21 protein-coding genes are annotated in these 22,802 nt (G+C 63.2%); 11 read left to right on the plus strand and 10 right to left on the minus strand.

Going from position 1 to position 22,802, the window contains the following annotated elements:
• Positions 1–3: 3 nt before the first annotated feature.
• Complete coding sequence (locus ACMUVN_RS29125; RefSeq protein ID WP_168333873.1) at positions 4–2,361, minus strand: putative monovalent cation/H+ antiporter subunit A; 2,358 nt, start codon at positions 2,359–2,361, stop codon at positions 4–6.
• Positions 2,362–2,515: 154 nt separating this feature from the next.
• A complete protein-coding gene (locus ACMUVN_RS29130; RefSeq protein ID WP_168333872.1) occupies positions 2,516–2,731 on the minus strand; it encodes a hypothetical protein in 216 nt (71 codons plus the stop codon).
• 188 nt (positions 2,732–2,919) lie between these two features.
• Between ACMUVN_RS29130 and msrB the strand changes: the two genes are divergently transcribed.
• Both msrB and ACMUVN_RS29140 read left to right on the plus strand, forming a co-directional pair.
• Positions 2,920–3,333 (plus strand): peptide-methionine (R)-S-oxide reductase MsrB, encoded by a 414-nt coding sequence (gene msrB / locus ACMUVN_RS29135; RefSeq protein WP_025570650.1) that lies wholly within the window; start codon positions 2,920–2,922, stop codon positions 3,331–3,333.
• Positions 3,334–3,437: 104 nt separating this feature from the next.
• Positions 3,438–3,965 carry a GNAT family N-acetyltransferase gene (locus tag ACMUVN_RS29140; protein WP_097623223.1) on the plus strand — a complete coding sequence of 176 codons (528 nt, stop codon included), beginning with the start codon at positions 3,438–3,440 and terminating at the stop codon, positions 3,963–3,965.
• 15 nt (positions 3,966–3,980) lie between these two features.
• On the opposite strand, the gene ACMUVN_RS29145 is transcribed toward ACMUVN_RS29140, so the two are convergent.
• From ACMUVN_RS29145 to ACMUVN_RS29160, 4 genes are all read right to left on the minus strand, one after another.
• Positions 3,981–4,682 (minus strand): pentapeptide repeat-containing protein, encoded by a 702-nt coding sequence (locus tag ACMUVN_RS29145; protein ID WP_025570647.1) that lies wholly within the window; start codon positions 4,680–4,682, stop codon positions 3,981–3,983.
• Positions 4,683–4,786: 104 nt separating this feature from the next.
• On the minus strand, positions 4,787–5,314 hold the full coding sequence (locus ACMUVN_RS29150; RefSeq protein WP_025570645.1) for a GNAT family N-acetyltransferase: 528 nt from the start codon (positions 5,312–5,314) through the stop codon (positions 4,787–4,789).
• A 69-nt stretch (positions 5,315–5,383) separates the two neighbouring features.
• Positions 5,384–6,052, minus strand: a complete 669-nt coding sequence (gene trhA, locus ACMUVN_RS29155) for a PAQR family membrane homeostasis protein TrhA (RefSeq protein WP_028756898.1) — start codon at positions 6,050–6,052, stop codon at positions 5,384–5,386.
• A gap of 186 nt (positions 6,053–6,238) precedes the next feature.
• Complete coding sequence (locus ACMUVN_RS29160; RefSeq protein ID WP_028756897.1) at positions 6,239–6,658, minus strand: universal stress protein; 420 nt, start codon at positions 6,656–6,658, stop codon at positions 6,239–6,241.
• Between the two features lie 290 nt (positions 6,659–6,948).
• On the opposite strand from ACMUVN_RS29160, the gene ACMUVN_RS29165 reads away from it, so the two are divergent.
• The 3 genes from ACMUVN_RS29165 (at position 6,949) to ACMUVN_RS29175 (ending at position 10,466) form a co-directional block, all read left to right on the plus strand.
• Positions 6,949–7,809, plus strand: a complete 861-nt coding sequence (locus ACMUVN_RS29165) for a VOC family protein (RefSeq protein WP_047614286.1) — start codon at positions 6,949–6,951, stop codon at positions 7,807–7,809.
• Between the two features lie 176 nt (positions 7,810–7,985).
• Complete coding sequence (locus ACMUVN_RS29170; RefSeq protein ID WP_025570172.1) at positions 7,986–9,155, plus strand: AI-2E family transporter; 1,170 nt, start codon at positions 7,986–7,988, stop codon at positions 9,153–9,155.
• 18 nt (positions 9,156–9,173) lie between these two features.
• Positions 9,174–10,466 carry an NAD(P)/FAD-dependent oxidoreductase gene (locus tag ACMUVN_RS29175; protein ID WP_063476646.1) on the plus strand — a complete coding sequence of 431 codons (1,293 nt, stop codon included), beginning with the start codon at positions 9,174–9,176 and terminating at the stop codon, positions 10,464–10,466.
• 58 nt (positions 10,467–10,524) lie between these two features.
• On the opposite strand, the gene ACMUVN_RS29180 is transcribed toward ACMUVN_RS29175, so the two are convergent.
• Together ACMUVN_RS29180 and ACMUVN_RS29185 are read right to left on the minus strand one after the other, a co-directional pair.
• Positions 10,525–11,337 (minus strand): polysaccharide deacetylase family protein, encoded by an 813-nt coding sequence (locus tag ACMUVN_RS29180; RefSeq protein WP_063476645.1) that lies wholly within the window; start codon positions 11,335–11,337, stop codon positions 10,525–10,527.
• A 102-nt stretch (positions 11,338–11,439) separates the two neighbouring features.
• Complete coding sequence (locus tag ACMUVN_RS29185; protein ID WP_025570167.1) at positions 11,440–11,829, minus strand: DUF930 domain-containing protein; 390 nt, start codon at positions 11,827–11,829, stop codon at positions 11,440–11,442.
• 253 nt (positions 11,830–12,082) lie between these two features.
• Here ACMUVN_RS29185 and ACMUVN_RS29190 point away from each other — a divergent pair, with 253 nt between their 5' ends.
• Entirely contained in the window at positions 12,083–14,191 is a 2,109-nt protein-coding gene (locus ACMUVN_RS29190) for a S9 family peptidase (RefSeq protein WP_414815823.1), read from the plus strand.
• Between the two features lie 38 nt (positions 14,192–14,229).
• Positions 14,230–14,802 (plus strand): DUF1697 domain-containing protein, encoded by a 573-nt coding sequence (locus tag ACMUVN_RS29195; protein WP_414815824.1) that lies wholly within the window; start codon positions 14,230–14,232, stop codon positions 14,800–14,802.
• Here ACMUVN_RS29195 and ACMUVN_RS29200 read toward each other — a convergent pair.
• Complete coding sequence (locus ACMUVN_RS29200) at positions 14,770–15,438, minus strand: TetR/AcrR family transcriptional regulator (RefSeq protein ID WP_047614276.1); 669 nt, start codon at positions 15,436–15,438, stop codon at positions 14,770–14,772. The genes ACMUVN_RS29195 and ACMUVN_RS29200 overlap by 33 nt on opposite strands.
• A gap of 229 nt (positions 15,439–15,667) precedes the next feature.
• Here ACMUVN_RS29200 and ACMUVN_RS29205 point away from each other — a divergent pair, with 229 nt between their 5' ends.
• Complete coding sequence (locus ACMUVN_RS29205; RefSeq protein ID WP_168333971.1) at positions 15,668–16,615, plus strand: homocysteine S-methyltransferase family protein; 948 nt, start codon at positions 15,668–15,670, stop codon at positions 16,613–16,615.
• A 21-nt stretch (positions 16,616–16,636) separates the two neighbouring features.
• Entirely contained in the window at positions 16,637–16,879 is a 243-nt protein-coding gene (locus ACMUVN_RS29210) for a hypothetical protein (protein WP_028756890.1), read from the plus strand.
• A 17-nt stretch (positions 16,880–16,896) separates the two neighbouring features.
• Here the strand turns inward: ACMUVN_RS29210 and ACMUVN_RS29215 are convergent, their stop codons facing one another.
• A complete protein-coding gene (locus ACMUVN_RS29215) occupies positions 16,897–18,348 on the minus strand; it encodes an MFS transporter (RefSeq protein ID WP_025570158.1) in 1,452 nt (483 codons plus the stop codon).
• A gap of 248 nt (positions 18,349–18,596) precedes the next feature.
• On the opposite strand from ACMUVN_RS29215, the gene ACMUVN_RS29220 reads away from it, so the two are divergent.
• Positions 18,597–20,099, plus strand: a complete 1,503-nt coding sequence (locus tag ACMUVN_RS29220; RefSeq protein WP_097623229.1) for a protein adenylyltransferase SelO — start codon at positions 18,597–18,599, stop codon at positions 20,097–20,099.
• 178 nt (positions 20,100–20,277) lie between these two features.
• A complete protein-coding gene (locus ACMUVN_RS29225) occupies positions 20,278–22,617 on the plus strand; it encodes a glucose/quinate/shikimate family membrane-bound PQQ-dependent dehydrogenase (protein ID WP_414815825.1) in 2,340 nt (779 codons plus the stop codon).
• Positions 22,618–22,802 lie beyond the last annotated feature (185 nt).

A 22,802-nucleotide genomic window follows, 5' to 3' on the forward strand; every position in this document is an offset into this window, starting at 1 on the left:
GGATCAGCCCTCCAGCCCGGGATCATTGGCGGCAAGCTTGCGCTCGGCGCCGGCGCGCATGCGGATCAGCGCCAGGATGGCGAGGCCGGTGACGGCGACGACGGCGATTTCGCCGAGCGTGTCGGTGCCGCGGAAATCGACGATGATGACGTTGACGACATTGGCGCCGTGGGCAATCGATTTCGAATAGGTGTTGAAGAAGACCGTCAGCGCGTCGTTGAACGGCGCCTCGGTCGCCCGCATCAGCAGAAGCGCGAAGCCGAGGCCGCAGACCAGTGCAAGCGCTCCGTCGAAGAGCCTGCGGCCGAGCGGGCGCCGGTCGGCGGGAGAGAGGCGAAGCCTGGTCATGACGAGGGCGAGGATGACCACCGACAGCGTTTCGACCATGAACTGGGTGAAGGCGAGATCCGGCGCACCGAACAGCAGGAAGATGATGGCGACGGCGAAACCCTGGATGCCGAGCGAGACGATCGCCGTCAGCCGGTCGCGGGCGACGAGCACGGCGGCAAGGCCGAAGGCGGCGATCAGGAAGACCGCCCATTCATGCAGCCTGACATCGGCCGGCCAGGCGGGAAGACGCGGCAGTTCGCCATAGACGACAAGCGGGACGATGAGGATGGCGGCAACGCAGAGGAAAGTGCAGGTGACATAGATCTCGAGCCGCCCCGGCTGGAGCACACGCATGGCGCGGGCGGCGAAGCGGACAAGGCCGGATATGGCGAGGTCGAAACCGTGATCCGGCCCGCGCCCGGCCGCACGCAGGAGGACGGCCATCGCAGAGCGGGCGGGCGCGAGCTGCCAGTAGACGCCGATGCCGACGAGCACGGTCAGAGCGGAGAGTGCCAAAGGCAGGCCGAGATGCGGCGTCAGCGAAATGTCGATTTCCACAGGGGTCTGGCGGATGGCGGCTGATATCGGCGAGGACAGAACGGCATGGGTGAAAGTCGAAAAGACCGCCGCGAGCAGGCCGAGGATGGCGAGAACGGCCGGGCCGAGCCAGAGCAGGACGGGCGCTTCGTGCGGATGTTTCGGCGTCTCCACCGGCTGGCCGAGGAAGGGCTTCAGCGCCACGGCGAAGGCGATCGCGAACATCAGCGCATTGCCGAAGACGGTTATGGCGGTGAAGGTCAGCGCGCGGATGTCGCCGCCGATAAGGGCGGTATAGATCTCCTCCTTGGCGAGGAAGCCGAAGAAGGGCGGCAGGCCGGCCATGGAGAAAGCCGCCGCGAGCGCAATGATCCAAGTCAGCGGCATCGCCCGCATCAGGCCGCGGAGCCTGGTGATATCGCGTGTGCCGGTCTCGTGATCGATGATGCCGGCGACCATGAAGAGCGCGCCCTTGAACAGCGAATGCGCCACCAGATAGAGGGCCGCCGCCTCCACCGCATGTTCCGAGCCGAAGCCGATCAGCATGACCAGCAGGCCGAGCGATGAGACGGTGGTATAGGCAAGCTTGAGCTTCAGGTCTGTCTGGCGGATGGCGAGCGTGGTGCCGACCACCAGCGTCAGCCCGCCGAAGAAGGGCAGAAGGATTTCCCAGGCAGCCGTCGCCCCCATGACGGGATTGAGCCGCATCAAGAGATAGACGCCGGCTTTCACCATGGTGGCCGAATGCAGGTAGGCCGAAACCGGCGTCGGCGCCTCCATGGCGTTCGGCAGCCAGAAATGAAAGGGAAACTGCGCCGACTTGGTGAAGGCACCGCCCAGGACCAGGATGAGGGCGGCGAGATAGAGCGGACTTTCGCGCACGACATCGCCGAAGCCTGTGAGCTCAGACATCTGCGTGACGCCTGTGATGTTCCAGAGCAGCAGCAGGCCGGCCAACAGGCAGAGCCCTCCCCCGCCGGTCACAACAAGCGCCTGCAGGGCGGCGCGGCGAGCCGCTTCCCGCTCGTGATCGAAACCGATCAGCAGGAAGGAGGTGATCGATGTCAGTTCCCAGAAGATGAAGAGCATCAGGAAACTGTCGGAAACGACGAGGCCGAGCATCGCGCCCATGAAGAGAAAGATGAAGGAGAAGAAGCGGCCCTGATCCTTGTGTCCCTTGAGATAGCCGCCGGCGTAAAGCACGATCAGGGTGCCGATGCCGGTGATCAGCAGCGCGAAAGCCAGCGACAGGCCGTCGAGGAACCAGGAGAAGGAGAGATGATAGCTCGGTACCCAGGCATACCCGCCGGTGACGACCTGGCCGCGCGCGATCTGCGGGACGAAACGCAGGAAATGCAGGAAGGCGAGCAAGGGCGCGATCGCCAGAAGCCAGGCCCCGTTGGCACCGAGCATGCGGATGACGAAGGGGGCGGCAAGAGCGCCGGCGAGCGGGAGACACAGGGCCAGAAATGTCAGAGCCGTGACATCGGCCATGTCTCCTCCCCAACCGCAAAAGAAACGAAACGCCAGCGAAAACCGGCCTGTCTTCATGACTTAGGCGAAACGGGAGGGCGCCTCAAGCGATTTCGGCCGCAGACAAAGCTGCAGGTGTGTTCGAAGCGGTTCAGACCGCAGACCGGCCCGTCGATCAGGCCGTCGGCCGGGAAAGACGCGTCAGCAGCCGGGCGACGCAGCCGTGCAGGACGAAGACCAGAAGCGTCAGCGGCCAGAGCAGGCAGGCGAAGAGGCCGGCGAGACGATGGAGCGTCAAGCCGTCATGGTTGGTCCAGCCTTCCAAAAGCGTGACCGCCATGGCGGCCACGGCGACGAGGCCGTAGAGCAGGACGATTGCTGCTTCAAACACCAGTGATTCCCCAATGCACGTAACATTAACCCTAACAGAAAACCCCTAACGGATGTAAGAGCAAGCGTCCTCCCCCAAAAGCGGTACACGGCGAATTGGGCAGGATGGTGCCCAAGACTTGATGAATCGGTGACGGCGCACCACATTTTGCGCGAAACGGAACCGCCCCTCGGCGAAAGGAGCATGGCATGTCCGAAACTGCAACCACCGCCAAGATCCACAAGACCGATGCCGAATGGAAAGAGCAGCTCACGCCTGAGCAATACCGCATCACGCGCCAGCACGGCACCGAACGCGCCTTCACCGGCCCCTATTGGGATTCCTTCGAGACAGGGCTTTACCGCTGCGTCGGCTGCAATGCCCCGCTTTTCCGCTCCGACACCAAATTCGATGCCGGCTGCGGCTGGCCAAGCTATTTCGAGGCAGTCTCGCCCGATGCGGTGACCGAACATCGCGACACGACCTTTGGCATGGTGCGCACCGAAATCCGCTGCGGCGCCTGCGAGGCCCATCTCGGCCACGTCTTTCCCGACGGCCCGCCGCCGACCGGCCTGCGCTACTGCATCAACGGCCATTCCATGGTGTTCGAACCCGGAAAGTAAGTGCTGAGCCGCGCCATCGGCAAGCGGCTCGTCCGGATGCAATGAGCCGCTGATCTTCTGTGTCGTTCACGCTATCGACGGACCGGTAGTCCCAGGAGAAGCCAATGGCGGGAGATATCCTGAAGACCGATCGGCTGGTGCTGCGGGAGATCACGCCTGCCGACCTGCCGTTTCTCCACCGCATTTTCAGCGATGCCGAATCCATGCGTTATTACCCCGGCATCAAGAGTTTCGACGAAACCGCGCTCTGGTTTCAGAGGCTCGCCTTCGACAGTTATGCCAGTCACGGTTTCGGCCTCTGGGCGGTGACGGACCGGCAGAGCGGCGCGTTGCTCGGAGATTGCGGCATAACGATGCAGGAAACGTCTGCGGGGCTGGAACCTGAGATCGGCTATCATCTGTGGCGCGACCATTGGGGCAAGGGCTATGCGGTCGAGGCAGCCACCGCATGCCGGGACCACGCGCTTGATACCTTTAGTCTTGCGCGCATCGTCTCCATCGTCAGGCCCGACAACATTCCCTCGCGGCGCGTTGCGGAGCGGGTGCACCGGCGGCGGGAAACATTCGCCAAAACAGGCAGCCCCGATGGCGGCATGATGGAATTCTACCTCTACATCACGGACGCGGCGTAGAGCGGTAAGGACCCATCACTCGTGGTCGGCGGGACAGGGCCAGCTTGTCGGGGCGGAGAGGCCGGCCGGCAGCTTGGTCGAGGCATCGCCGCAGGCAAGGTCGATCTGCGCCTGTTCGAGCCCGGTTGCGGCCGAGAGGTCGAGACCTTCGATGCGGGTCAAGAACATGAAGGCGCGTTCGAACATCGCCGGGCCTTCGAGGGCCGCGCCGGAGAGATCGGCGCGGGAGAGATTGGCGAAAGAGAATTTCGTCCCCGTCAGCACGGCCTTGTCGAAATCGGCGCGGCCGAGTTCGGCCTTTTCGAAGCTTGCGCCGGCAAGCCGGGCGCTGGCGAAATTGGCCCGCTGCAACTCGGCGCCGGCAAAGGAAGCGCCTTCGGCGATGATATTGGCGAAGCTGGCGCGATAGGCCTCGATCTTGGCGAAGTTGGCGCCTTCGGCATGGGCGCCCTCGAGCGAGGCGCGCACCAAGGTCGCCTTCTCGAGATTGGCGGATTTGACGTTGGCGCCGGCGAGATCGGTCAGCGAGAAATCGGTGCCGAAGAGATTGGCGCCTTCGAGATCACTGCCCTGCAGCATCAGGTTCTTCTTGGTGCATTCCTGCCAGTCGAGCTTTGGCGATGCCAGGCTGCCGCAATCGGCGGCGCGTGCTGCAACCGGCGGAAATGCCAGTAGAATGAGGGCAAGGAGACCGAGCGACGATCTGTGCATTGCCATTGAACTGTTCACCTCCGTGACATTCTGAAGCCGCCTGCGGCGAAGCAGGCTTCTTCCACTTTCTTACACAGCTCAGACTACAATAAAAAGATGGCAAGCGCCCTTCACAATGGGTTGCCGGACGACTCCAGAGGCAGGCGAAGCTCCATGCAGGTGAGGTCCAGCCAGCGGCCGAACTTGGTGCCGACCTCGGAAAATCTGCCGGCGATGCGGAAACCGAGCTTTTCGTGCAGCCTGATCGAGGCGGTGTTCTCAGCCTCGATGCCGGCGATCATCACATGGATATTGGCGGCCGCGGCACGTGCGATCAGTTCCCGCATCAGGCGCTCGCCGATGCCGGCACCGCGGCAATCCTTGTCGACATAGACGGAATGCTCCACCGTGTGGCGGTAACCGTCGAAGGCCCGCCAGTCACCATAGGAGGCGTAACCCGCGACCTTGCCCGCCATCTCGGCGACGATGACGGGAAAGCCGCGCGCCTTGCGCGCCTTGAACCATTCCAGCCGATTTTCAAGATCGACCAGCGTGTCGTTCCAGATCGCCGTCGTGTGCTCGACGGCGTGATTGTAGATATCGCGGATGGCGGAAAGATCGGCTTCGGTGGCGTCGCGGAGGAGGACAGCGTCTGTCATGATGCTCAGGTTCACATTGTCTGCCAAGGCGGCATACGCCCGACCCCGACAGATGTAAACGGCCGTCGTTCAGACACCCGGCGCCGGCAGGCTGAAACAGGTGAAGACGGCCGAATAATGCACCGCCGCAGCGGTGACGACGAAACCGTGCCAGATGGCGTTCTGGAAGCGCAGCTTCTCCCAGACATGGAAGATGACGCCGAGCGAATAGATGACGCCGCCGATGACGATCAGCAGCATCGAGGCCGAGGGAATGCGCGCGGCGACAGGTCCGGCCACCAGCACGCCGCTCCAGCCCATGGCGAGATAAAGCAGGATGGCGAGGCGGTCGTAGCGCCCGGGAAAGACGCATTTCAGGATAATGCCGATAGCGGCGAACAGCCAGATCGCGACCAGCATGAAGAGGAGCAGTGGATCGTCGGCGCCGCGTTCGAGGAAGGGCGTGTAGGTGGCGGCGATCAGCAGGAAGATCGCCGAATGGTCGAAGCGGCGCAGGTACCATTTCGTACGCGAGACCGGCCAGGCGTTGTAGGAAAAGGAAATGGCCAGCGTCAGCACCAGCCCGACGCCATAGATCCAGGCGGCGGCGAGCGCGCCGTAGGAGCTCCAGACCGTGGCGTAGAAAATCAGGACGGTGGCGCCGATCAGCGCCAGCACGAGACCGACGCCGTGGACGATACCGTCGGCGATCAGTTCATATCTGTCGTAAGCCCAGCGAATGCCGTTGAACTCGGCCATGCACGCCAATCCGTTTCATACCCCGGTTGCAATCGTCGCATCGAACGGGTGGAGGCGCAACTGCGGCAAAGCGCACCGGCGGTAAATCTTCGTGACAGCCAGGCAGGCAGTCTGCGCTGCCTTTGATGGTACGCGGACAAGGACTGCGGCCGACGCACGACACGCCGAACAGGCAGTGGCCCAGGATCAAATCTTCTGCCGGTCGACCAGCACCGAGCATTTGGCATGGCGCACGACCCGATCGGCAGTGGCGCCGATGAAGTAGTTGGAAAAGTCCGGAACGTGCGAGGCGACGATGATGAGATCGGCGCCGTGGCTTTCGGCGGTCGAGATGATGGCTTTGGCAGGTGGACCGTTGCGGATCTCGACGGTTGCCGTGACGCCGGTGGTCGCGAGCAGCGCTTGCAGCTTGTCGCGGCTGTCCTGCATGGCGTCCTCGACCATATTGGCCGGCAGTTCGATCGCGACATAGCTCGGCACATCTTCGATGACGTTGAGCGCGATGATCTCGCCGCCGTCATCGAGCAAGGACGCGGCCTTGCGGAGGATCTTTTCTCCCTTTTCGATACCGCCGAGCGCGATCGCTACGATGATCTTCCTGTACATGGCTTCCCTCCATGACTGAGATATATAAGCTTCCTCTAAAGAAGATATGAGCGCATTGATCGCAATCAAGTGGGCGCAAGCCATCGTCAACATCTGTTCAACGCTTCATCGTCAAAAACGGGTCTTCTGTGAACAATCGGAATGCGCCATATAGGGGTCAAGTACGGCAGCCAGGGAGATAAAGACGAATGAACCGGCGAAACTTCCTTGAGCTTGCCACGGGCGGCGTGTTTGCCGCCACAGCCGGTACGCCTTCCCTTTCACGGGCCAATTCTCCAGGAGAGTCATCCATGACGAGCGAAACTTCCTATGCGCTGACGCGGCCTGCCTATATCGATCAGTCGCATCTCGTCGTGACCGACCTCGGCCTGGTGTCCGGCTTCTATCAATCGATGCTCGGCCTGAAGGTGATCGAGAAGACGGCGAGCGGCGAAGTGCTGGGTGTCGGCGATCTGCCGTTGCTGACGCTGACCACGGCAAAAGATGCTGCGATTGCGCCCCGCAATGCAGCCGGCCTTTTCCACACCGCCTTCCTGATGCCGAACCGGGTCGAACTCGCACGCTGGCTGCGCCATGCGGCACACAATAATGTCGTGCTCGACGGCGCCTCGGATCATCTCGTCAGCGAGGCGATCTATCTGTCCGATCCCGAAGGCAATGGCATCGAGATCTATGCCGACCGGCCGCACGAACAATGGAAGTTCCACCAGGATGGCATGGTGGAGATGGCGACGCTGCGCCTCGACCTCCAGGCGCTCTACAACAGTGCGCCTGATGAGCGCTGGGACGGCATGGCTGCGGGGACGGCGATCGGCCACCTGCATCTGCAGGTCGGCGACATCCCGCAGGCCGACGCCTTCTACCACGACGTTCTCGGCCTCAAGCTGATGGCGCGTTATCCCGGCGCGAGCTTCTTTGCGACCGGCGGCTACCATCACCATCTCGCCGCCAATATCTGGAACAGCCGCGGCGCCACTGCGCGCGCCGGCAACATGACCGGGCTTTCGGACTACAAGGTCCGCTTCAATGACAAGGCGACGCTGGATGCGGCAGTCTCCAAGCTCGATGCACTGGAGATCAAGAGCGAGAAGCGCGACGGCGGCGTATTCCTCAAGGATCCCTGGGGCATCGGCCTGACGCTTTCGGCATAATTTCCAGGTCGCGTCGGGTCAGCCATAACGGTTGAAGAGGCTTGCGCCATGGAGCAATGCCGTCGACGCAAAGACATGCGGCATGCAGCGTATCGGATGGTCAGTCCCGTCACGGAACCGGAACCCTGTCAGCGCGTTTCCGTGAGGAAGCAATGGGGCTTCGGGGACCTCACCGCATGGGCATCGCCAATGGCATCCGCAAACAAGCAAAGAAGATCGCAATCGGCGAACGCCACACCAGCGCCTGGGCACAGTCGCTGAAGGAAGCCGCGGAAGAACTGCCGCCGCCGCCGCCGCTGCACCGTCTGGAAAAGGACGGGCTCGATGTCACCATGGCCTGGGCGATCATCGGCATCTTCGGCATTCTCTTCCTTGCCGCCGTCTACCTGATGTCGCTCATCCTCATTCCGATCACGCTCGCCGTCGTCGTCGGCATGATCCTCGGCATGGCGGCGGAAAAGCTCAGCAAGATGGGCGTGCCGCGGCTTGCCAACGCCTTCATGCTGTCGAGCGGCGTGGCGCTGGTGATCTTCCTGCTTATCAACTCGCTCGCCGACCCGCTGATGACGTTTGCCAATGAAGGCCCGGCCTTCGCCGAGCGAACCATCAACCGCGTCATGCCTTATCTCGAGCGCATCAGATGGCTGCATATTACGCCAGCGACATTCGAAAGCGGGTCGATGTCGATCGGTGCACTGCTCGAAAACACTGGCAACGTGCTGCATGTGGTGACGAGCAGCCTGACGCCGGCGCTGGTGCAGGGGATGATATTCTTTGCGGCGCTGCTGTTCTTCCTCGCTGGTCGGGTCAACCTACGCAAAACGATCATCATGACCTTCCGCACCCGCACGCAACGGCTGGCAGCCATCCGCGTCATCAACGCTGTCGAGCAGGTGCTCGGCTTCTATTTCGCGACGGCCTCGCTGATCTATGTCGGGCTCGGCGTCGTCATGACCGTTATCGCCTATGCCGGCGGGCTGTCTGCCCCGGTGCTCTGGGGCTTCTTCGCCTTCCTCTCGAGCTTCATCCCTTACCTTGGCATCACGCTGATGACGCTTGCCGTCGCGGTCGCCGGCATCCTCACCCATGATGGCTTTCTCATCGGCCTGATGCCGGCCGCGGCCTTCTTCACGGTGCATCTCCTCATGGAGAACCTGATCTTTCCCGCAGTGATGGGGCGGCGGTTGGAAATCAATCCCTTCGTCGTTTTTCTCGCCATCCTGTTCTGGACATGGATGTGGGGTGCCGTCGGCGCCATGCTGGCGCTGCCGCTGTCGCTGATCGTCATGACTGTTATCGACGAACTGCTGATCGAGGAAAAACCGCAGCCGCAATTGCCGAAATGATCAACCGGGGGGACGTTCGTGGCAGCTGATCTCGATCTTGCCGAATCCGATCACGACCAGATGGTCAGCGGCCGTTCTCTCTGGGGGAAAAGCGGCATACGACCGGAATGGCGGCCGATCGCGCAGAGCTTTTCCACCGACGTCGCGGTGATCGGCGGCGGCATCACCGGCGCATTGGTTGCCGAACATCTGACGGCGCGCGGTTTTTCCGTTGTTGTCATCGACCGGGAGCAGCCCGGTTTCGGCAGCACCGCGGCGAGCACGGCGATGCTGCAATGGGAAATCGACAGCACGCTCACCGAGCTCGAGGATTATTATGGCTTCGAGCGCGCGGCCGGCATCTACCGCCGCAGCGGTGCCGCGGTGGCCGGCCTTTCCAAGCTGATCGCCACCAATGGGATTGCCTGCGGCTTCCGGCCGCGCAACACGCTCTATCTCGCCGCCAATCAGGAAGGCGCACGCAATCTCCTGGAGGAGCGCCAGCTTCGCCGCCGGGCCGGCCTGCCCGGCGTCTATCTCGAACATCCCGATCTCTTCACCCAATTCGAACTCGACCGGGATGGCGCGATCTATTCGCCGGGCTCGGCGGAATGCGATCCGTTGCTTCTCACCTGGGCGCTGCTGGAGATGGCGATACGGCGCGGCGCGCGGCTGGTCAACGCTTCCGTGACGGCACTTCACAGCGAAGGCGATCACGTCACGATGGAGACGGATGGAGGCCATCTGATCGAGACGCGGCATGTCGTGCTGGCGACCGGCTATTCGATGCCGGGCCTCGACATGCCGAAGCTGCATCGGTCGAGTTCGAGCTGGGCGCTCGCCACCGTGCCGCAGGACCCGGCACATTTCTGGCGCGACAGGGCGCTGATCTGGGAGGACAGCCACCCCTATCTCTACATGCGGACGACCGCGGACAATCGCATCGTCGCCGGCGGCGAGGATGACGAGACGATCGACGCGCAGACGCGCGACCGCAAGCTGCCGGCCAAGATCACGGCGATCCGGGAGAAGATGAAGCGGCTGTGGCCGAAGGCGGATACGCGGGTGGAACACGCCTGGAGCGGCACCTTCGGTGAGACGGTCGACGGCCTGCCGCTGATCGGCCCGGTGCCGGAGACGCCGCATGTGTTCGCCGCCTATGGCTACGGCGGCAACGGCATCACCTTTTCCTATCTCGCCGCGCAGATGATCGGCGCCATGCTGGCCGGCATGCAGCGCGACTGGTTCGAGGATTTCGCGCTCGACAGGGACGGACCGGGTTTGCGTCGTTTTGGAGAGGATGTGGTGCGGGTGGGCAAGGAGCTGAGGTAAGGTCTCATATTGACTGTCGTGGCGTGGGCGCCCCCCTGGCATACCTTCAGCCGCAAAATCACTCCGTCGTCTTGTCGTCGCCAGTGTCCTCGACGTCCTCGAGGCGGACGAACTCGGTCCCCTTGGCCTTCAGATCGACCAACGCCTTGGCCACCCCCTCGCCGGCCGCATGGGTCGGCTGGTTGACGTGGGAGATGACGACATCGCCATCCCTGGCCGAAGCGATGCGCCTTTCGGTGATCGCGGCTCCCAGCAGCGAGCCGCCGTCGCCGTTCACCGAATAACCGGCAATGCGATAACCCATGGCGCGGATCTCGCCGATGGCGGAAAGATCGTATTTGGCGGTCGAGCCGCGGAACCAGTGCGGCGCCGGAATGCCGGCCGCGACCATGGCGGCAGCGCCGCCTTCAACTTCCTGCCGCACCGCCTGCGGTGATCCGGCGGAAGCGATGCCATAGATCAGCGTCGGCGTGTCGACGGCCGGAATATGGTTCTCGCCATGGTTTTCGAGTTCGAAGAGATCGGGATTCTGCAGGAACACGGCGACGGCAGCGGGATTGCGCTTCAGCCAGCGGGCGGTGACGAAGATCGTCGCCGGGATGCGTTCCCGCACCAGCGTCGACAGGATGCGCTCGTCCGCCTGGCCCATGCAGGCATCAAAGGTCAGCGCAATGCGGGCGTGGCCGGCAAGATTGGAGCGGGCGATATGCAGATGCGGCTCGACGAGCTTTGGCGCCGGCGCCTTCGGGGCCGGGCTGATTACGGCCGAGGCCGGTCCAACGGCGGCAGGCAGCGTTGGCGGCACTTCATCCGCCAATGCCGCGGACATGTTGGCCAGTAGGAACGCCGAAGCGAGCAGGATGCGGTTCATATTGTGGATTTCTACGATTCGATCCGGCAGTTCTAACGGTTGGGTTTGCCCGGCGCCATGTGGCCGGATGTCACCGCACCCGTTTGGGCGGACGGAGCCGCATCAATCGTAAAGATAATACTTGTCCCACTTCTCGCGCGGCACCTTCTCGCCGATCTCGTAGTTGAGCTCGCGCACGTTGATATGCTGCGGACCGGTGATGCAATTGTAGGAGAGATGATACCAGTCGCCCTTGCTGCGGAAGACCGCGCCCGGCGCCTGCAGCGAATTGTCGCCGGGGATCGGGTCCTTGAACGTATAGGCGATGACCTTGTCGGGCTTGAAGCCGGTGCTGTCCTTGTTGATGCGGCTCATCGCCTCGGTGTCGCAGCTCTGTTCCAGCCGGGTCGAGGGATCGAGTTTTTCCAGCTGCTTCTTGATGGCGGGATCGACGGCGAAGGCGGGGGCAGCAAGGCTTGCGAGGGATACAAACAGGAGCAGACGTTTCGGCATTGTGGAGAAAATCCCTTACTGTTGTCCATTCTTCACCCTGCCACCGACGGCTTGCCGGAGGCTTGGCACGTGCAAATTTCGCGCAACGAGAGCGGACTTTCTTAAATATTGTGGTGACATCAAGGCAAGGCGGGCAGAGCGCCCTCCTTGCCTGTGGAAGGGCACCTCGACCCTTGGCGCATCCTTGCCGCTTGATCCGGGGCCGGTGCGCCTCTATCTCTTGCCAACCCGACATTCCCACCGGAGCCATTCCTTGTCCGTTTTCAAAAGTCTGCCGACACCGCCTGCCGCACCGAAGAAGCCGATCTCCGATATGCGCCACGGCATTACCCGCACGGACGATTATGCCTGGCTGCGCGCCGACAACTGGCAGGCGATGTTCAAGGATCCGTCGATCCTCGACCCTGATATCCGCCGGCATCTGGAAGCCGAAAACGCCTATATGAACGCAGCGATGGAAGACACCAAGCCGCTGCAGAAGGTGTTGTTTTCCGAAATGCGCGGCCGCATCAAGGAGGACGACAGCTCGGTGCCGATGAAGGACGGCGCCTATGCCTACGGCACCTTTTATGTCACCGGCGGCGAACAGCCGCGCTATTTCCGCATCGCCCGCGACGGCAATGTCGCCGACGAGACGATCCGCACCGTGCTGCTCGACGGCGACAAGGAGGCCGCCGGCAAGGCCTATTTCCGCCTCGCCGGTCTCGACCATACGAGCGACCACAGCCGCGGCATCTGGGGCTATGACGACAAGGGCTCGGAATTCTTCACGCTGCAGGTCCGCGATCTCTCAACCGGCGAGGACCTTGCCGACCGGATCGAGAATACCGGCGGCGGCGGCGTCTGGGCGCCCGACGGCAAGAGCTTCTTCTATTCGGCGCTGGACGAGAACCACCGGCCGTCGAAGGTATTCCACCACATTCTCGGCCAGCCGCAGTCGGAAGACCGGCTGGTCTATGAAGAGCCGGATGCCGGCTTCTTCATGGGCGTCGGCGGCTCGCTGCTCGACGATTTCATCTATGTCGATATTCACGACCACGAGACCAGCGAATACCGGCTGCTGTCGACCAAGGACCTGACCGCCGAGCCGAAGCTTGTGGCGGCGCGCGAGGAAGGCATCGAATATTCGCTGACCGAGGGCGGCGACGTCTTCTACATCCTGACCAATGACGGCGGCGCCAAGGATTTCAAGATCATGGAAGCGCCGGTTGATAAGCCGGGCAAGGAAAACTGGCGCGAAGTGGTGCCGCACAAGCCCGGCACGCTTGTTATCAGCCACATGGCCTATGCCCGCCATCTCCTCTGGCTGGAGCGCAAGGACGGGCTGCCGCAGATCATGATCCGCGACCGGGCGACCGGCGAGGAGCATGCGATCGCCTTTGCCGAGGAAGCCTATTCGCTGGGGCTGCAGGGTGCAGCCGAATACGACACGGATATCATCCGCTTCTCCTATTCCTCGATGACGACACCGTCGCAGCTCTACGACTACAACATGGTGACGCGCGAACGCACGCTGTTGAAGACGCAGGAGGTGCCGTCCGGCCACAATCCCGACGACTACATCACCCGCCGCGTCTTCGCCCCGGCCTGGGATGGCGAGAAGGTGCCGGTCACCCTGCTCTATCGCCGGGATACCCCCCTCGACGGCACGGCACCCTGCCTTCTCTACGGCTACGGCGCCTACGGCATCACCATTCCGGCCGGCTTCAACACCAATTGCTTGTCGCTCGCCGACCGCGGCTTCGTCTATGCCATCGCCCATATCCGCGGCGGCAAGGACAAGGGGTTTGCCTGGTACGAAGACGGCAAGATGGACAAGAAGACGAATACCTTCAAGGACTTCGTCGCCGCGGCCGATTATCTGAATCAACAGAAGTTCACCTCTTACGCGAAGATCATCGCCGAGGGCGGATCGGCCGGCGGCATGCTGGTGGGCGCGGTTGCCAATATGGCGCCGGAGAAGTTCGCCGGCATCATTGCCGCCGTTCCCTTCGTCGACGTGCTCAACACCATGCTGGACGATACGCTGCCGCTCACCCCGCCCGAGTGGCCGGAATGGGGCAACCCGATCGACAGCAAGGAAGAATACGAGCAGATCGCCTCCTACTCGCCCTATGACAATGTCGGTGCGAAAGCCTACCCGCCGGTTCTGGCGCTCGGCGGCCTGACGGACCCGCGCGTCACCTATTGGGAGCCGGCCAAATGGGTGGCGAAGCTGCGCGATAAGACGACCGGCGACGCGCCGATCCTGCTCAAGACGAATATGGACGCCGGCCATGGCGGCGCTTCGGGCCGCTTCCAGCGGCTGGAAGAGATCGCCTTCGAGTATGCGTTTGCGATCAAGGTTGCGGGGAAGATGTAAGGGTTGGGTGGGGCGTCACAGAGGCCAGGGAGAGAGAAATGCCCGTCTATGTCGCCCTACTCCGCGCCGTCAATGTCGGCGGCACCAGCTCTCTGCCGATGGCCGAGCTGAAGGCAGTCTGCGAAGGCCTCGGCTTTACCGAGGTGAAGACCTACATCCAGAGCGGCAACGTGCTTTTCCGCTCGGACGAGGCGGAAAAGACGGTGGAGGAGCGGCTCGACGAAGCGCTCGGCAAAAAGATGGGCAAGCGGCCAGGGGTGATGGTGCGCAGCCGCAAAGAACTCGACAAGATCGCTGCCGACGCCCCCTTTCCCGAGGCCAAGCCGAACTTCCTGCTCGTCCACTTCCTGCCCGAAAAGGCACCCGGTGATGCGCTGGAAAAGATGGTGGCGCCCGATGGCGAGGAGGCCAAGCTCGCCGGCCGGGAAATCTATGTGCATTATCCCAATGGATCCGGCCGCTCGAAGCTGAAACTGTCGGCGCTGAAGCCCGCAACCTCGCGCAATCTCAATACCGTGCGCAAGCTCGCCGAATTGGCAGCGGCGCTGGAAGCGCAAGGACTGAGGGGCCTCAAAAAGTCAGTGCGGTTCTGCGCTTCCAAGAAAAGTTGAATCGCCCGACGCCCTCGGCATTTCCACCACCGGCAGAAAGAGCATCTTCACGAAGGTGCGCAGCATCAGCACCTGTTCGGCCAGCGTGTTCGGCTCCTTCAGCGTCTTCGACAGGACGATGCCGCCTTCCAGGACGGAGGACACCATGTCGGCGAGCTGGTCGACATTGACGGGTTCGCGCGGCGGATAGATGGCCATGATCTCCCGCAGCATGCGGCCGAAACGGCGCCGCCATGCAAGCACCGCATTCCGATTGGTCTCCTGTATCTCGCGGTCGAACAACCGCTCGTAGTAGCAGACGGTCGCCACGAGGCAGCCGGGATGGCCGTTCGGCAGGTCGGAGAGCAGTTCGGACAGCAGCTTCAGACCGAGCAGGAAGGATTGCAGCGGATCGTCGACCAGATCGCGCGCGCGGCTGAAGATCTCATCGTAGATGCGCTCGTCATTTTCGATGTAGCGGTTGAGCAGCGCCTTGGCGAGCTCGTTCTTGTCCCGGAAATGATAGAAGAAGCCGCTCTTGGTGATGCCGGTCTCGGCGATCAGCTCCTCGATGGAGGTGCCGCCGAAACCCTTCTGCAAGACCGCCGCTTCGGCCACATCGAGGATGCGGGTCCGCGTTTCCTCGCCCTTTCGCATGTCCCCTCCTGCCCTGGCTCCTGTACCGGCGGTACGGTTTTCAGCGCCGCATATTCAGATCTGCCATCGCCCCGGCAGCATCGAGTGAAGCAAGCAATTGATATCCATCGGCAAAAACCAAAACCGCCTGGAGTATACCTCAAGTCGTCTAGTTTGGCAGCCGAATAAGCGTCAGAACATCATTCATCGACAGCAGCCGTTTCTGGCGCTGCGAGGGAGAGACTTCACAATGGCAAAGTACAGAAACGGTTTGCCGCAACTCAAAGGCGGCACCTTCATTACCGATGGCGGCATGGAAACGACGTTGATCTTTCACGAAGGGATCGAACTTCCGCATTTTGCCGCCTTCATATTGCTGGCTTCCGAAGAGGGGCGGCAGCGCATGCGGAATTACTATCGCCGCTACCTCGATATCGCACGGCGCCACGGCACAGGCTTCGTGCTCGACACTGCCACATGGCGGGCCAATCCGGACTGGGGGCAGAAGCTCGGCTATACCAGCGAAGCCTTGAAGGCGGTCAACGAGGAGGCCGTCGACCTGCTCGTCGGCTTGCGCAGCGCCTATGAGCGGCCGGAGCAGCAGATCGTCATCAGCGGCGCGATCGGCCCGCGCGGTGACGGTTATAAGGCGGGCATCATGGATGCGGCCGAGGCGGAGGACTACCACGCCTTCCAGATCGCGGCTTTCGTCGGCACGGAGGCCGATATGGTCAGCGCTTTTACGCTGACCAATATCGACGAGGCGATCGGCGTGGCGCGGGCGGCACAGGCGCTCGGCATGCCCTCGGCCATCTCCTTCACGCTGGAGACGGATGGCCGGCTGGTGACGGGCCGCAGCATTCAGGACGCCATCGAGACGACGGATGCGGCCACCGGCGGGGCGCCGGCCTATTACATGATCAACTGCGCGCATCCGACGCATTTCGAAGCCGCGCTCGATCCCGAAAGCGCCTGGGTGAAGCGCATTTCCGGCATCCGCGCCAATGCCTCGACCATGAGCCACGAGCAGCTGGACAATAGCGAGACGCTGGATGCCGGCGATCCCGCAGATCTCGGCCGCCGCTACCGCAAACTGCTCGGCCGCATGCCCGCGGTGCGCGTGCTCGGCGGCTGCTGCGGCACCGACCACCGCCATGTTGCAGCGATCTGCGAGGCATGCCTGCCGCAGGCGGCGTGACGACCTGAGAGGGAGGAGAGAATGACGATTGGATGGACGATGATGGGAGTGGTGACACGGGAGCACGGCTGGCACGATCTGTGGCTTGCGATCACGGGACGGCACAGGCGCCCCGAGCCTGAGGCGGCCGTGGAGGTGGCGCTGCGCGATAGCGATCTCGCCTTCGGCGGCTTCGACGGCCAGGTGACCTATGGGCTTGAGGCGGACTGGCGCGAGGGCCGGTCCTCGCGACGCAGGCGGCTGCGGGCGCCGGTCGGCTTCTGACGAAGGGAAAGCCGGCGTCAGCCTTTGGCGGCGCCTTTCGACGGTTTGGCCTTGTAGCCGCTGATCTCCTCGCCGGCGGTCGGGGAGAAGCGCAGGTTCCAGAAGGTCGCGGTGATCGAGATGATCGTGACGACGACGAAGGCGGCCGAAAAATCGCCGAGAGCAGGCGTTTCGGCGCCTGACAGGGCCATGGAGCCGTGCAGCGCCAAGGCGCCGATGCAGATGCCGAGCGACAGCATCAGCTGCTGGAAGGTGGTGTAGAAGCTGGTGGCCGAGCTCATCCGCTCCTTGTCGATCTCGTCATAGGCAATGGTGTTATAGGCGGTGAACTGGAACGACAGGAAGAAGGCGCTGAGCACCAGGACGACGAAGATCAGCGGCATCGGCCAATCCGGCCGGAAGGCGGCGCAGAGGCCATAGCCAATCGTGCCGAAGATGCCGTTGAGGACGAGGCTGCGGCGGAAGCCCAGCCGGCTGAAGACGAACTTCGCCATCGGCTTCATGGCGAGCGCGCCGATCGCGGTGGCGATGACGATCTGGCCGGCCGCGGCGGCAGACAGGCCGAAGCCGATCTGGAAAAGCAGCGGCAGCAGGAAGGGCTGCGCCCCTTGCGTGATGCGCGTCAACGAACCGGCGATGACTGACGTGCCGAAACTCGGGACCTTCATCAGCGAGAAATCCATGATCGGCGACGGGTGCTTGCGGGCATGCTTGAGATAGGCGATGCCGAAGATGAGGCCAAGGGCGATCAGGAAGATCGAGAAGGCGCCCTCGCCTTCATGGCTCGACATTTCGAAGCCGAAGAGCAGCGAGCCGAGCGAGATTCCGGAGAGGATGAAGCCGATTGTATCGAAGGGACCGCTGGCCTTGCCCTTCACCTCGTCAATGTAGATCGAGACGAAGATCATGCCGATGATGCCGACCGGCACGTTGATATAGAAGATCCAGCGCCAGTCGAGATAGGTGACGATGAAGCCGCCGAGCGGCGGACCGATGATCGGGCCGATCAGCGCCGGCACGAGCAGCCATGACATGGCGCTGACCATATCCTTGCGGTCGACGCTGCGCATCAGCACCAGGCGCCCGACCGGCATCATCATCGCGCCACCCATGCCCTGCAGCAGCCGCGCCAGCACCAGGAAGGACAGCGTCGGCGCGAGCGCACAAAGGATGGAGCCGGCGACGAAGACGGCGATGGCGGCGCGGAAGACGGTGCGCGAGCCGAAACTGTCGGCCATCCGGCCGCTTGCCGGAATGAAGATCGCAAGGCTCAGGAGATAGGAGGTGAGCGCGATCGACATGGCCGGCGCGCTGACGGCGAAATCGCGCGCCATTGTGGGCAGCGCCGTCGCCAGTACGGTCGCATCGATATTTTCCATCAGCATCGCACTCGCGACAATCATCGCGATCACCCGGAAATTGGGCGCGGCGCGCCGAACCATCGGCGCCTGGTAAATCTGATCCGACATCGTCCGGAATCACTCGCGGTGGCGCGGCGGAGCACACGAAGCAGCTGGGCCGCGGAGATGACATGGCGCAAGGCCAAGGGGAGACGATTTGCTATACGCCGGCGATCATGGCGGCGCTATGTCCTTTATGGCAAAGCTGCTTTGACGAGAGGTAAAGGCAGATCACGATTCCTTGCACTCGTCCGCTCTTCGTGAAGGTCTTCATCTCCCGGCTTGCGCGGCATGCATCCCAGCCCTACCTATGAGTGATGACCTCCGCCCTGCAGACAAACCGGCCCAGTGCGGCCTTTCCGTTCGACAACAGCTATGTCGGCTTGCCTCAGCACTTCTTTGCGCCGCAGGCGCCGACGCCGGTGGCGGAGCCCTGGCTGATCAAGCTGAACGAGCCGCTCGCCGCCGAGCTCGGGCTTGACGTCGAGGCCCTGCGCCGCGACGGTGCGGCGATCTTTTCCGGAAATCTCCTGCCCGAAGGGGCCGAACCGCTGGCCATGGCCTATGCCGGGCATCAGTTCGGCGGCTTCTCGCCGCAGCTCGGCGACGGGCGGGCGATCCTTCTCGGCGAGGTGATCGACCGCAACGGCAAGCGCTATGACATCCAGCTGAAGGGTGCGGGCCCGACGCCTTTTTCGCGTCGCGGCGACGGCCGGGCGGCAATCGGGCCGGTGCTCAGGGAATATATCATCAGCGAGGCGATGTTTGCGCTCGACATACCCGCCACGCGGGCGCTGGCGGCGGTGACGACAGGCGAGCCGGTCTATCGCGAAGAGGTGCTGCCGGGGGCGGTCTTCACCCGCGTCGCAGCCAGCCATATCCGTGTCGGCACCTTCCAGTATTTCGCGGCCAGGGGCGACACCGACGGCGTGCGGGCGCTGGCCGACTATGTGATCGACCGGCATTATCCGGCGCTGAAAGAGGCCGAGAACCCCTATCTCGCGCTTTTCGATGCGGTCTCCGAGCGTCAGGCGGCGTTGATCGCCCGCTGGCTGCATGTCGGATTTATCCATGGCGTGATGAATACCGACAATATGACCGTCTCCGGCGAGACCATCGATTTCGGCCCCTGCGCCTTCATGGATACCTATGACCCGGCGACCGTCTTCTCGTCGATCGACCAGCACGGGCGTTATGCCTATGCCAACCAGCCGGGCATCGGCCAATGGAACCTCGCAAGGCTCGGCGAGACACTGCTGTCGCTGATCGACGCCAATCCCGACAGCGCCGTCGACAAGGCGAATGTGGTGATCAAGAATTATGGCGAACGGTTCCAGGCGCATTGGCTGGCCGGCATGCGAGAGAAGATCGGCCTTGCCGGGCAAGAGGATGGCGATCTCGAACTGGTGCAGGCACTGCTGTCGCTGATGCAGACGCAGGCCGCCGATTTCACCCTGACCTTCCGGCGGCTGTCGGATCTTGCCGGCGATGACGCGGCAGAGCCGGGTTTTGCGGCGAGTTTCCGCGAACCGGAGGCCTGCGGCGCCTGGCTTGCGCAGTGGCGCGAGCGGCTGTCGCGCGATCCGCAGTCGGCCACCGAGCGCGCCATTGCCATGCGTAGCGTCAATCCGGCCTTCATTCCACGCAATCACCGGGTCGAGCAGGCGATTGAGGCCGCGGTCGAGAACGGCGATTTCTCGCTGTTCGAGGCGCTGCTGACCGTGCTTTCAAAACCCTATGAGGATCAGCCGGGCTTTGCCGCCTATCGGCAACCGCCGAAGCCGGATGAACGGGTGCTCGCGACCTTCTGCGGGACGTAACAGGCGTCGTCATCTCCTCACAACCAGCATCAAGCCCAGTTCAGGGTATCCAAAATGTGACGACAGCCTGCGGCAATTGTGGCCGTTGAAAGGCATCTCCTTCGCGCTATCTGGCTGATCGGCGGGACTTTTCCGCCGATCCCTCACCCCGGCGAACCTCAGCGGGAGATACAGCCTTATGGCGATCGTCATCACCTCCATCTTCTTCATCATCATCGGGCTGGCCCTCGGCGGCGGCGGGCTGTGGCTCGTCACGCTCGGCGGCAGCGTCTTTTATCTGTTCGCCGGGCTGATGTTCCTGATCACCGCCGGGCTGCTGCTGATGCGCAAGGCGGTGGCGCTCTGGGTCTATGCGGTGCTGGTCATCGCCGCACTCGGCTGGGCGGTGTGGGAGGTCGGCTTCGACTGGTGGCAGTTGGGCCCGCGCGGCGGCATGATCATCCTGCTCGGGCTCTGGCTGCTGACGCCCGGGATCCGCCGGCCGCTCGGCCTTCGCAGCCCGACCGGCTTCACTTACGGCGCCAATCCCTGGCCGCTCGCCATACCTGTCATCCTCGCCATCCTCGTCGCCCTCTATTCGATGACCACAGATCCGCATGATCTTGCCGGCGATCTGCCGACCGATAAGGTCGCCGCCAGCCCCGCCTTCGGCGGCGGCGTGCCGGACGGCGAATGGCATCAATACGGCCGCACGCCCTTCGGCCAGCGCTATTCGCCGCTCGACCAGATCACCGCCGAAAACGTCTCCACCCTTAAGGAGGTGTGGCGATACCAGACCGGCGACGTCAAGCGGCCGGAGGATGTCGGCGAGACCACCTATCAGGTGACGCCGCTCAAGGTGAAGGACACGCTCTATCTCTGCACGCCGCATAATTGGGCGATCACGCTCGACGCCAAGACCGGCAAGGAGAAATGGAAGTACGACGCCAACTCCGGCATGAACCCCGACCGGCAGCATCAGACCTGCCGCGGCGTCACCTATTATGCCGATCCAACCGTTGCTGCCGGCCAGCCCTGCGCCGAGCGCGTCTATCTGCCGACCTCGGACGCCCGGCTGATCGCGCTCGATGCGGCGGACGGGAAGATCTGCACCAGCTTTGCCGATCAGGGCGTGCTGCATCTGGAAGCCGGTATGCGCTACAACCCGGCCGGCTATTATTATTCCACCTCGCCGCCGGTCGCGGTGGCGGGCAAGATCATCATCGGCGGGGCGGTCAACGACAACTACTCCACCCAGGAGCAGTCCGGCGTCATCCGCGCCTTCGACATCAATACCGGCGCGCTCATCTGGAACTGGGATTCCGGCAATCCCGACGTGACGACGCCGCTCGCCAACGGGCAGACCTATACCACCAATTCGCCGAACAGCTGGTCGGTCTTCAGCGTCGACGAGGCGCTCGGCATGGTCTACCTCCCGCTCGGCAACCAGGTGCCTGATCAGCTCGGTATCAACCGCAGCGACAATGTCGAGAAATTCTCCTCATCGATCGTCGCGCTCGATATCGCCACCGGCCAGCTGCGCTGGGTGCGCCAGACCGTGCATCACGACCTCTGGGACATGGACGTGCCGGCACAGCCCGTTCTGATCGATCTGAGGAAGCAGGACGGCACGACCGTTCCCGCCCTCGTCGGCCCGACCAAGCAGGGCGATATCTATGTGCTCGACCGGCGGACCGGCGAACCGATCATTCCGGTCAAGGAAATCCCGGCGCCGGGCGGCGCCGTGGCCGGCGATCATACCTCGCCGACCCAGCCGATCTCCGATCTCACCTTCTCGCCCGAGCCGCTTCAGGAAAAGGACATGTGGGGCGTGTCGCTGTTCGACCAGCTCGCCTGCCGCATCGACTTCCACCGTTATCGCTACGAGGGCCGCTACACCCCGCCTTCGCTCAAAGGCACGATCGTCTATCCCGGCAATTTCGGCACCTTCAACTGGGGCTCGGTGGCGGTGGATCCGGAGCGGCAGATCATGTTCGGCATGCCGACCTATCTCGCCTTCACCTCGCGCCTGGTGCCGGCGGCCGACATTCCGCCGAGGGGCCAGGACGAGAAGGGCAGCGAACAGGGACTCAACCGCAATGACGGCGCGCCCTACGGCGTCTTCATGGGTCCCTTCCTCGGACTGCTCAAAATCCCCTGCCAGGCGCCGCCCTGGGGCTATGTCGCCGGCGTCGACCTGCGCACAGGCAAGATCGCCTATATGCACAAGAACGGCACCGTGCATGACATGACGCCGCTGCCCCTGCCCTTCAAGGTGGGCGTGCCGGGCATCGGCGGGCCGATGCTGACCAAGGGCGGCGTCGCCTTCCTCGGGGCTGCGGTCGACAACTATCTGCGCGCTTACGACGTGACGAGTGGGCGGCAGCTCTGGCAGGGACGGCTTCCCGCCGGCGGCCAGGCGACGCCGATGACCTATATGGCTGATGACAACAAACAATATGTCGTCATGGTCGCCGGCGGCCACGGCTCGGTCGGCACGAAGCCCGGCGATTACGTGATCGCCTACACGCTGCCTTGATGGCCCAAGGCTCTTCGGTTCGCGCCCATGGCAGCCCCTCACTGCCTGTGGCTTGCCCCTCACCCTAACCTTACCGGGGTCGAGCCCCTCGTCTCGACCCGTCCTTCGGACCCCCGCTCGCGGGGAGAAGGGACGTGCCAAACGCGGCCTCGAGGTTGAGGAAGGCGGCGCGGCATGGTCTCTTC

It is taken from the genome of Rhizobium sp. IY2, assembly GCF_047532935.1.
GTDB classification, from domain to species: Bacteria; Pseudomonadota; Alphaproteobacteria; order Rhizobiales; family Rhizobiaceae; genus Rhizobium; species Rhizobium anhuiense.

Bases quoted from the DNA above. Each gene is read 5' to 3' on its own strand.
- ACMUVN_RS29220 (WP_097623229.1), top strand. From the start codon at position 18,597: ATGACCTCCGCCCTGCAGACAAACCGGCCCAGTGCGGCCTTTCCGTTC.
- ACMUVN_RS29180 (WP_063476645.1), bottom strand. From the start codon at position 11,337: ATGAACCGCATCCTGCTCGCTTCGGCGTTCCTACTGGCCAACATGTCC.
- ACMUVN_RS29210 (WP_028756890.1), top strand. From the start codon at position 16,637: ATGACGATTGGATGGACGATGATGGGAGTGGTGACACGGGAGCACGGC.
- ACMUVN_RS29125 (WP_168333873.1), bottom strand. From the start codon at position 2,361: ATGGCCGATGTCACGGCTCTGACATTTCTGGCCCTGTGTCTCCCGCTC.
- ACMUVN_RS29225 (WP_414815825.1), top strand. From the start codon at position 20,278: ATGGCGATCGTCATCACCTCCATCTTCTTCATCATCATCGGGCTGGCC.
- ACMUVN_RS29195 (WP_414815824.1), top strand. From the start codon at position 14,230: ATGCCCGTCTATGTCGCCCTACTCCGCGCCGTCAATGTCGGCGGCACC.
- ACMUVN_RS29150 (WP_025570645.1), bottom strand. From the start codon at position 5,314: ATGACAGACGCTGTCCTCCTCCGCGACGCCACCGAAGCCGATCTTTCC.
- ACMUVN_RS29205 (WP_168333971.1), top strand. From the start codon at position 15,668: ATGGCAAAGTACAGAAACGGTTTGCCGCAACTCAAAGGCGGCACCTTC.
- trhA (WP_028756898.1), bottom strand. From the start codon at position 6,052: ATGGCCGAGTTCAACGGCATTCGCTGGGCTTACGACAGATATGAACTG.
- ACMUVN_RS29145 (WP_025570647.1), bottom strand. From the start codon at position 4,682: ATGGCAATGCACAGATCGTCGCTCGGTCTCCTTGCCCTCATTCTACTG.
- ACMUVN_RS29185 (WP_025570167.1), bottom strand. From the start codon at position 11,829: ATGCCGAAACGTCTGCTCCTGTTTGTATCCCTCGCAAGCCTTGCTGCC.
- ACMUVN_RS29165 (WP_047614286.1), top strand. From the start codon at position 6,949: ATGACGAGCGAAACTTCCTATGCGCTGACGCGGCCTGCCTATATCGAT.
- msrB (WP_025570650.1), top strand. From the start codon at position 2,920: ATGTCCGAAACTGCAACCACCGCCAAGATCCACAAGACCGATGCCGAA.
- ACMUVN_RS29160 (WP_028756897.1), bottom strand. From the start codon at position 6,658: ATGTACAGGAAGATCATCGTAGCGATCGCGCTCGGCGGTATCGAAAAG.
- ACMUVN_RS29215 (WP_025570158.1), bottom strand. From the start codon at position 18,348: ATGTCGGATCAGATTTACCAGGCGCCGATGGTTCGGCGCGCCGCGCCC.
- ACMUVN_RS29200 (WP_047614276.1), bottom strand. From the start codon at position 15,438: ATGCGAAAGGGCGAGGAAACGCGGACCCGCATCCTCGATGTGGCCGAA.
- ACMUVN_RS29140 (WP_097623223.1), top strand. From the start codon at position 3,438: ATGGCGGGAGATATCCTGAAGACCGATCGGCTGGTGCTGCGGGAGATC.
- ACMUVN_RS29170 (WP_025570172.1), top strand. From the start codon at position 7,986: ATGGGCATCGCCAATGGCATCCGCAAACAAGCAAAGAAGATCGCAATC.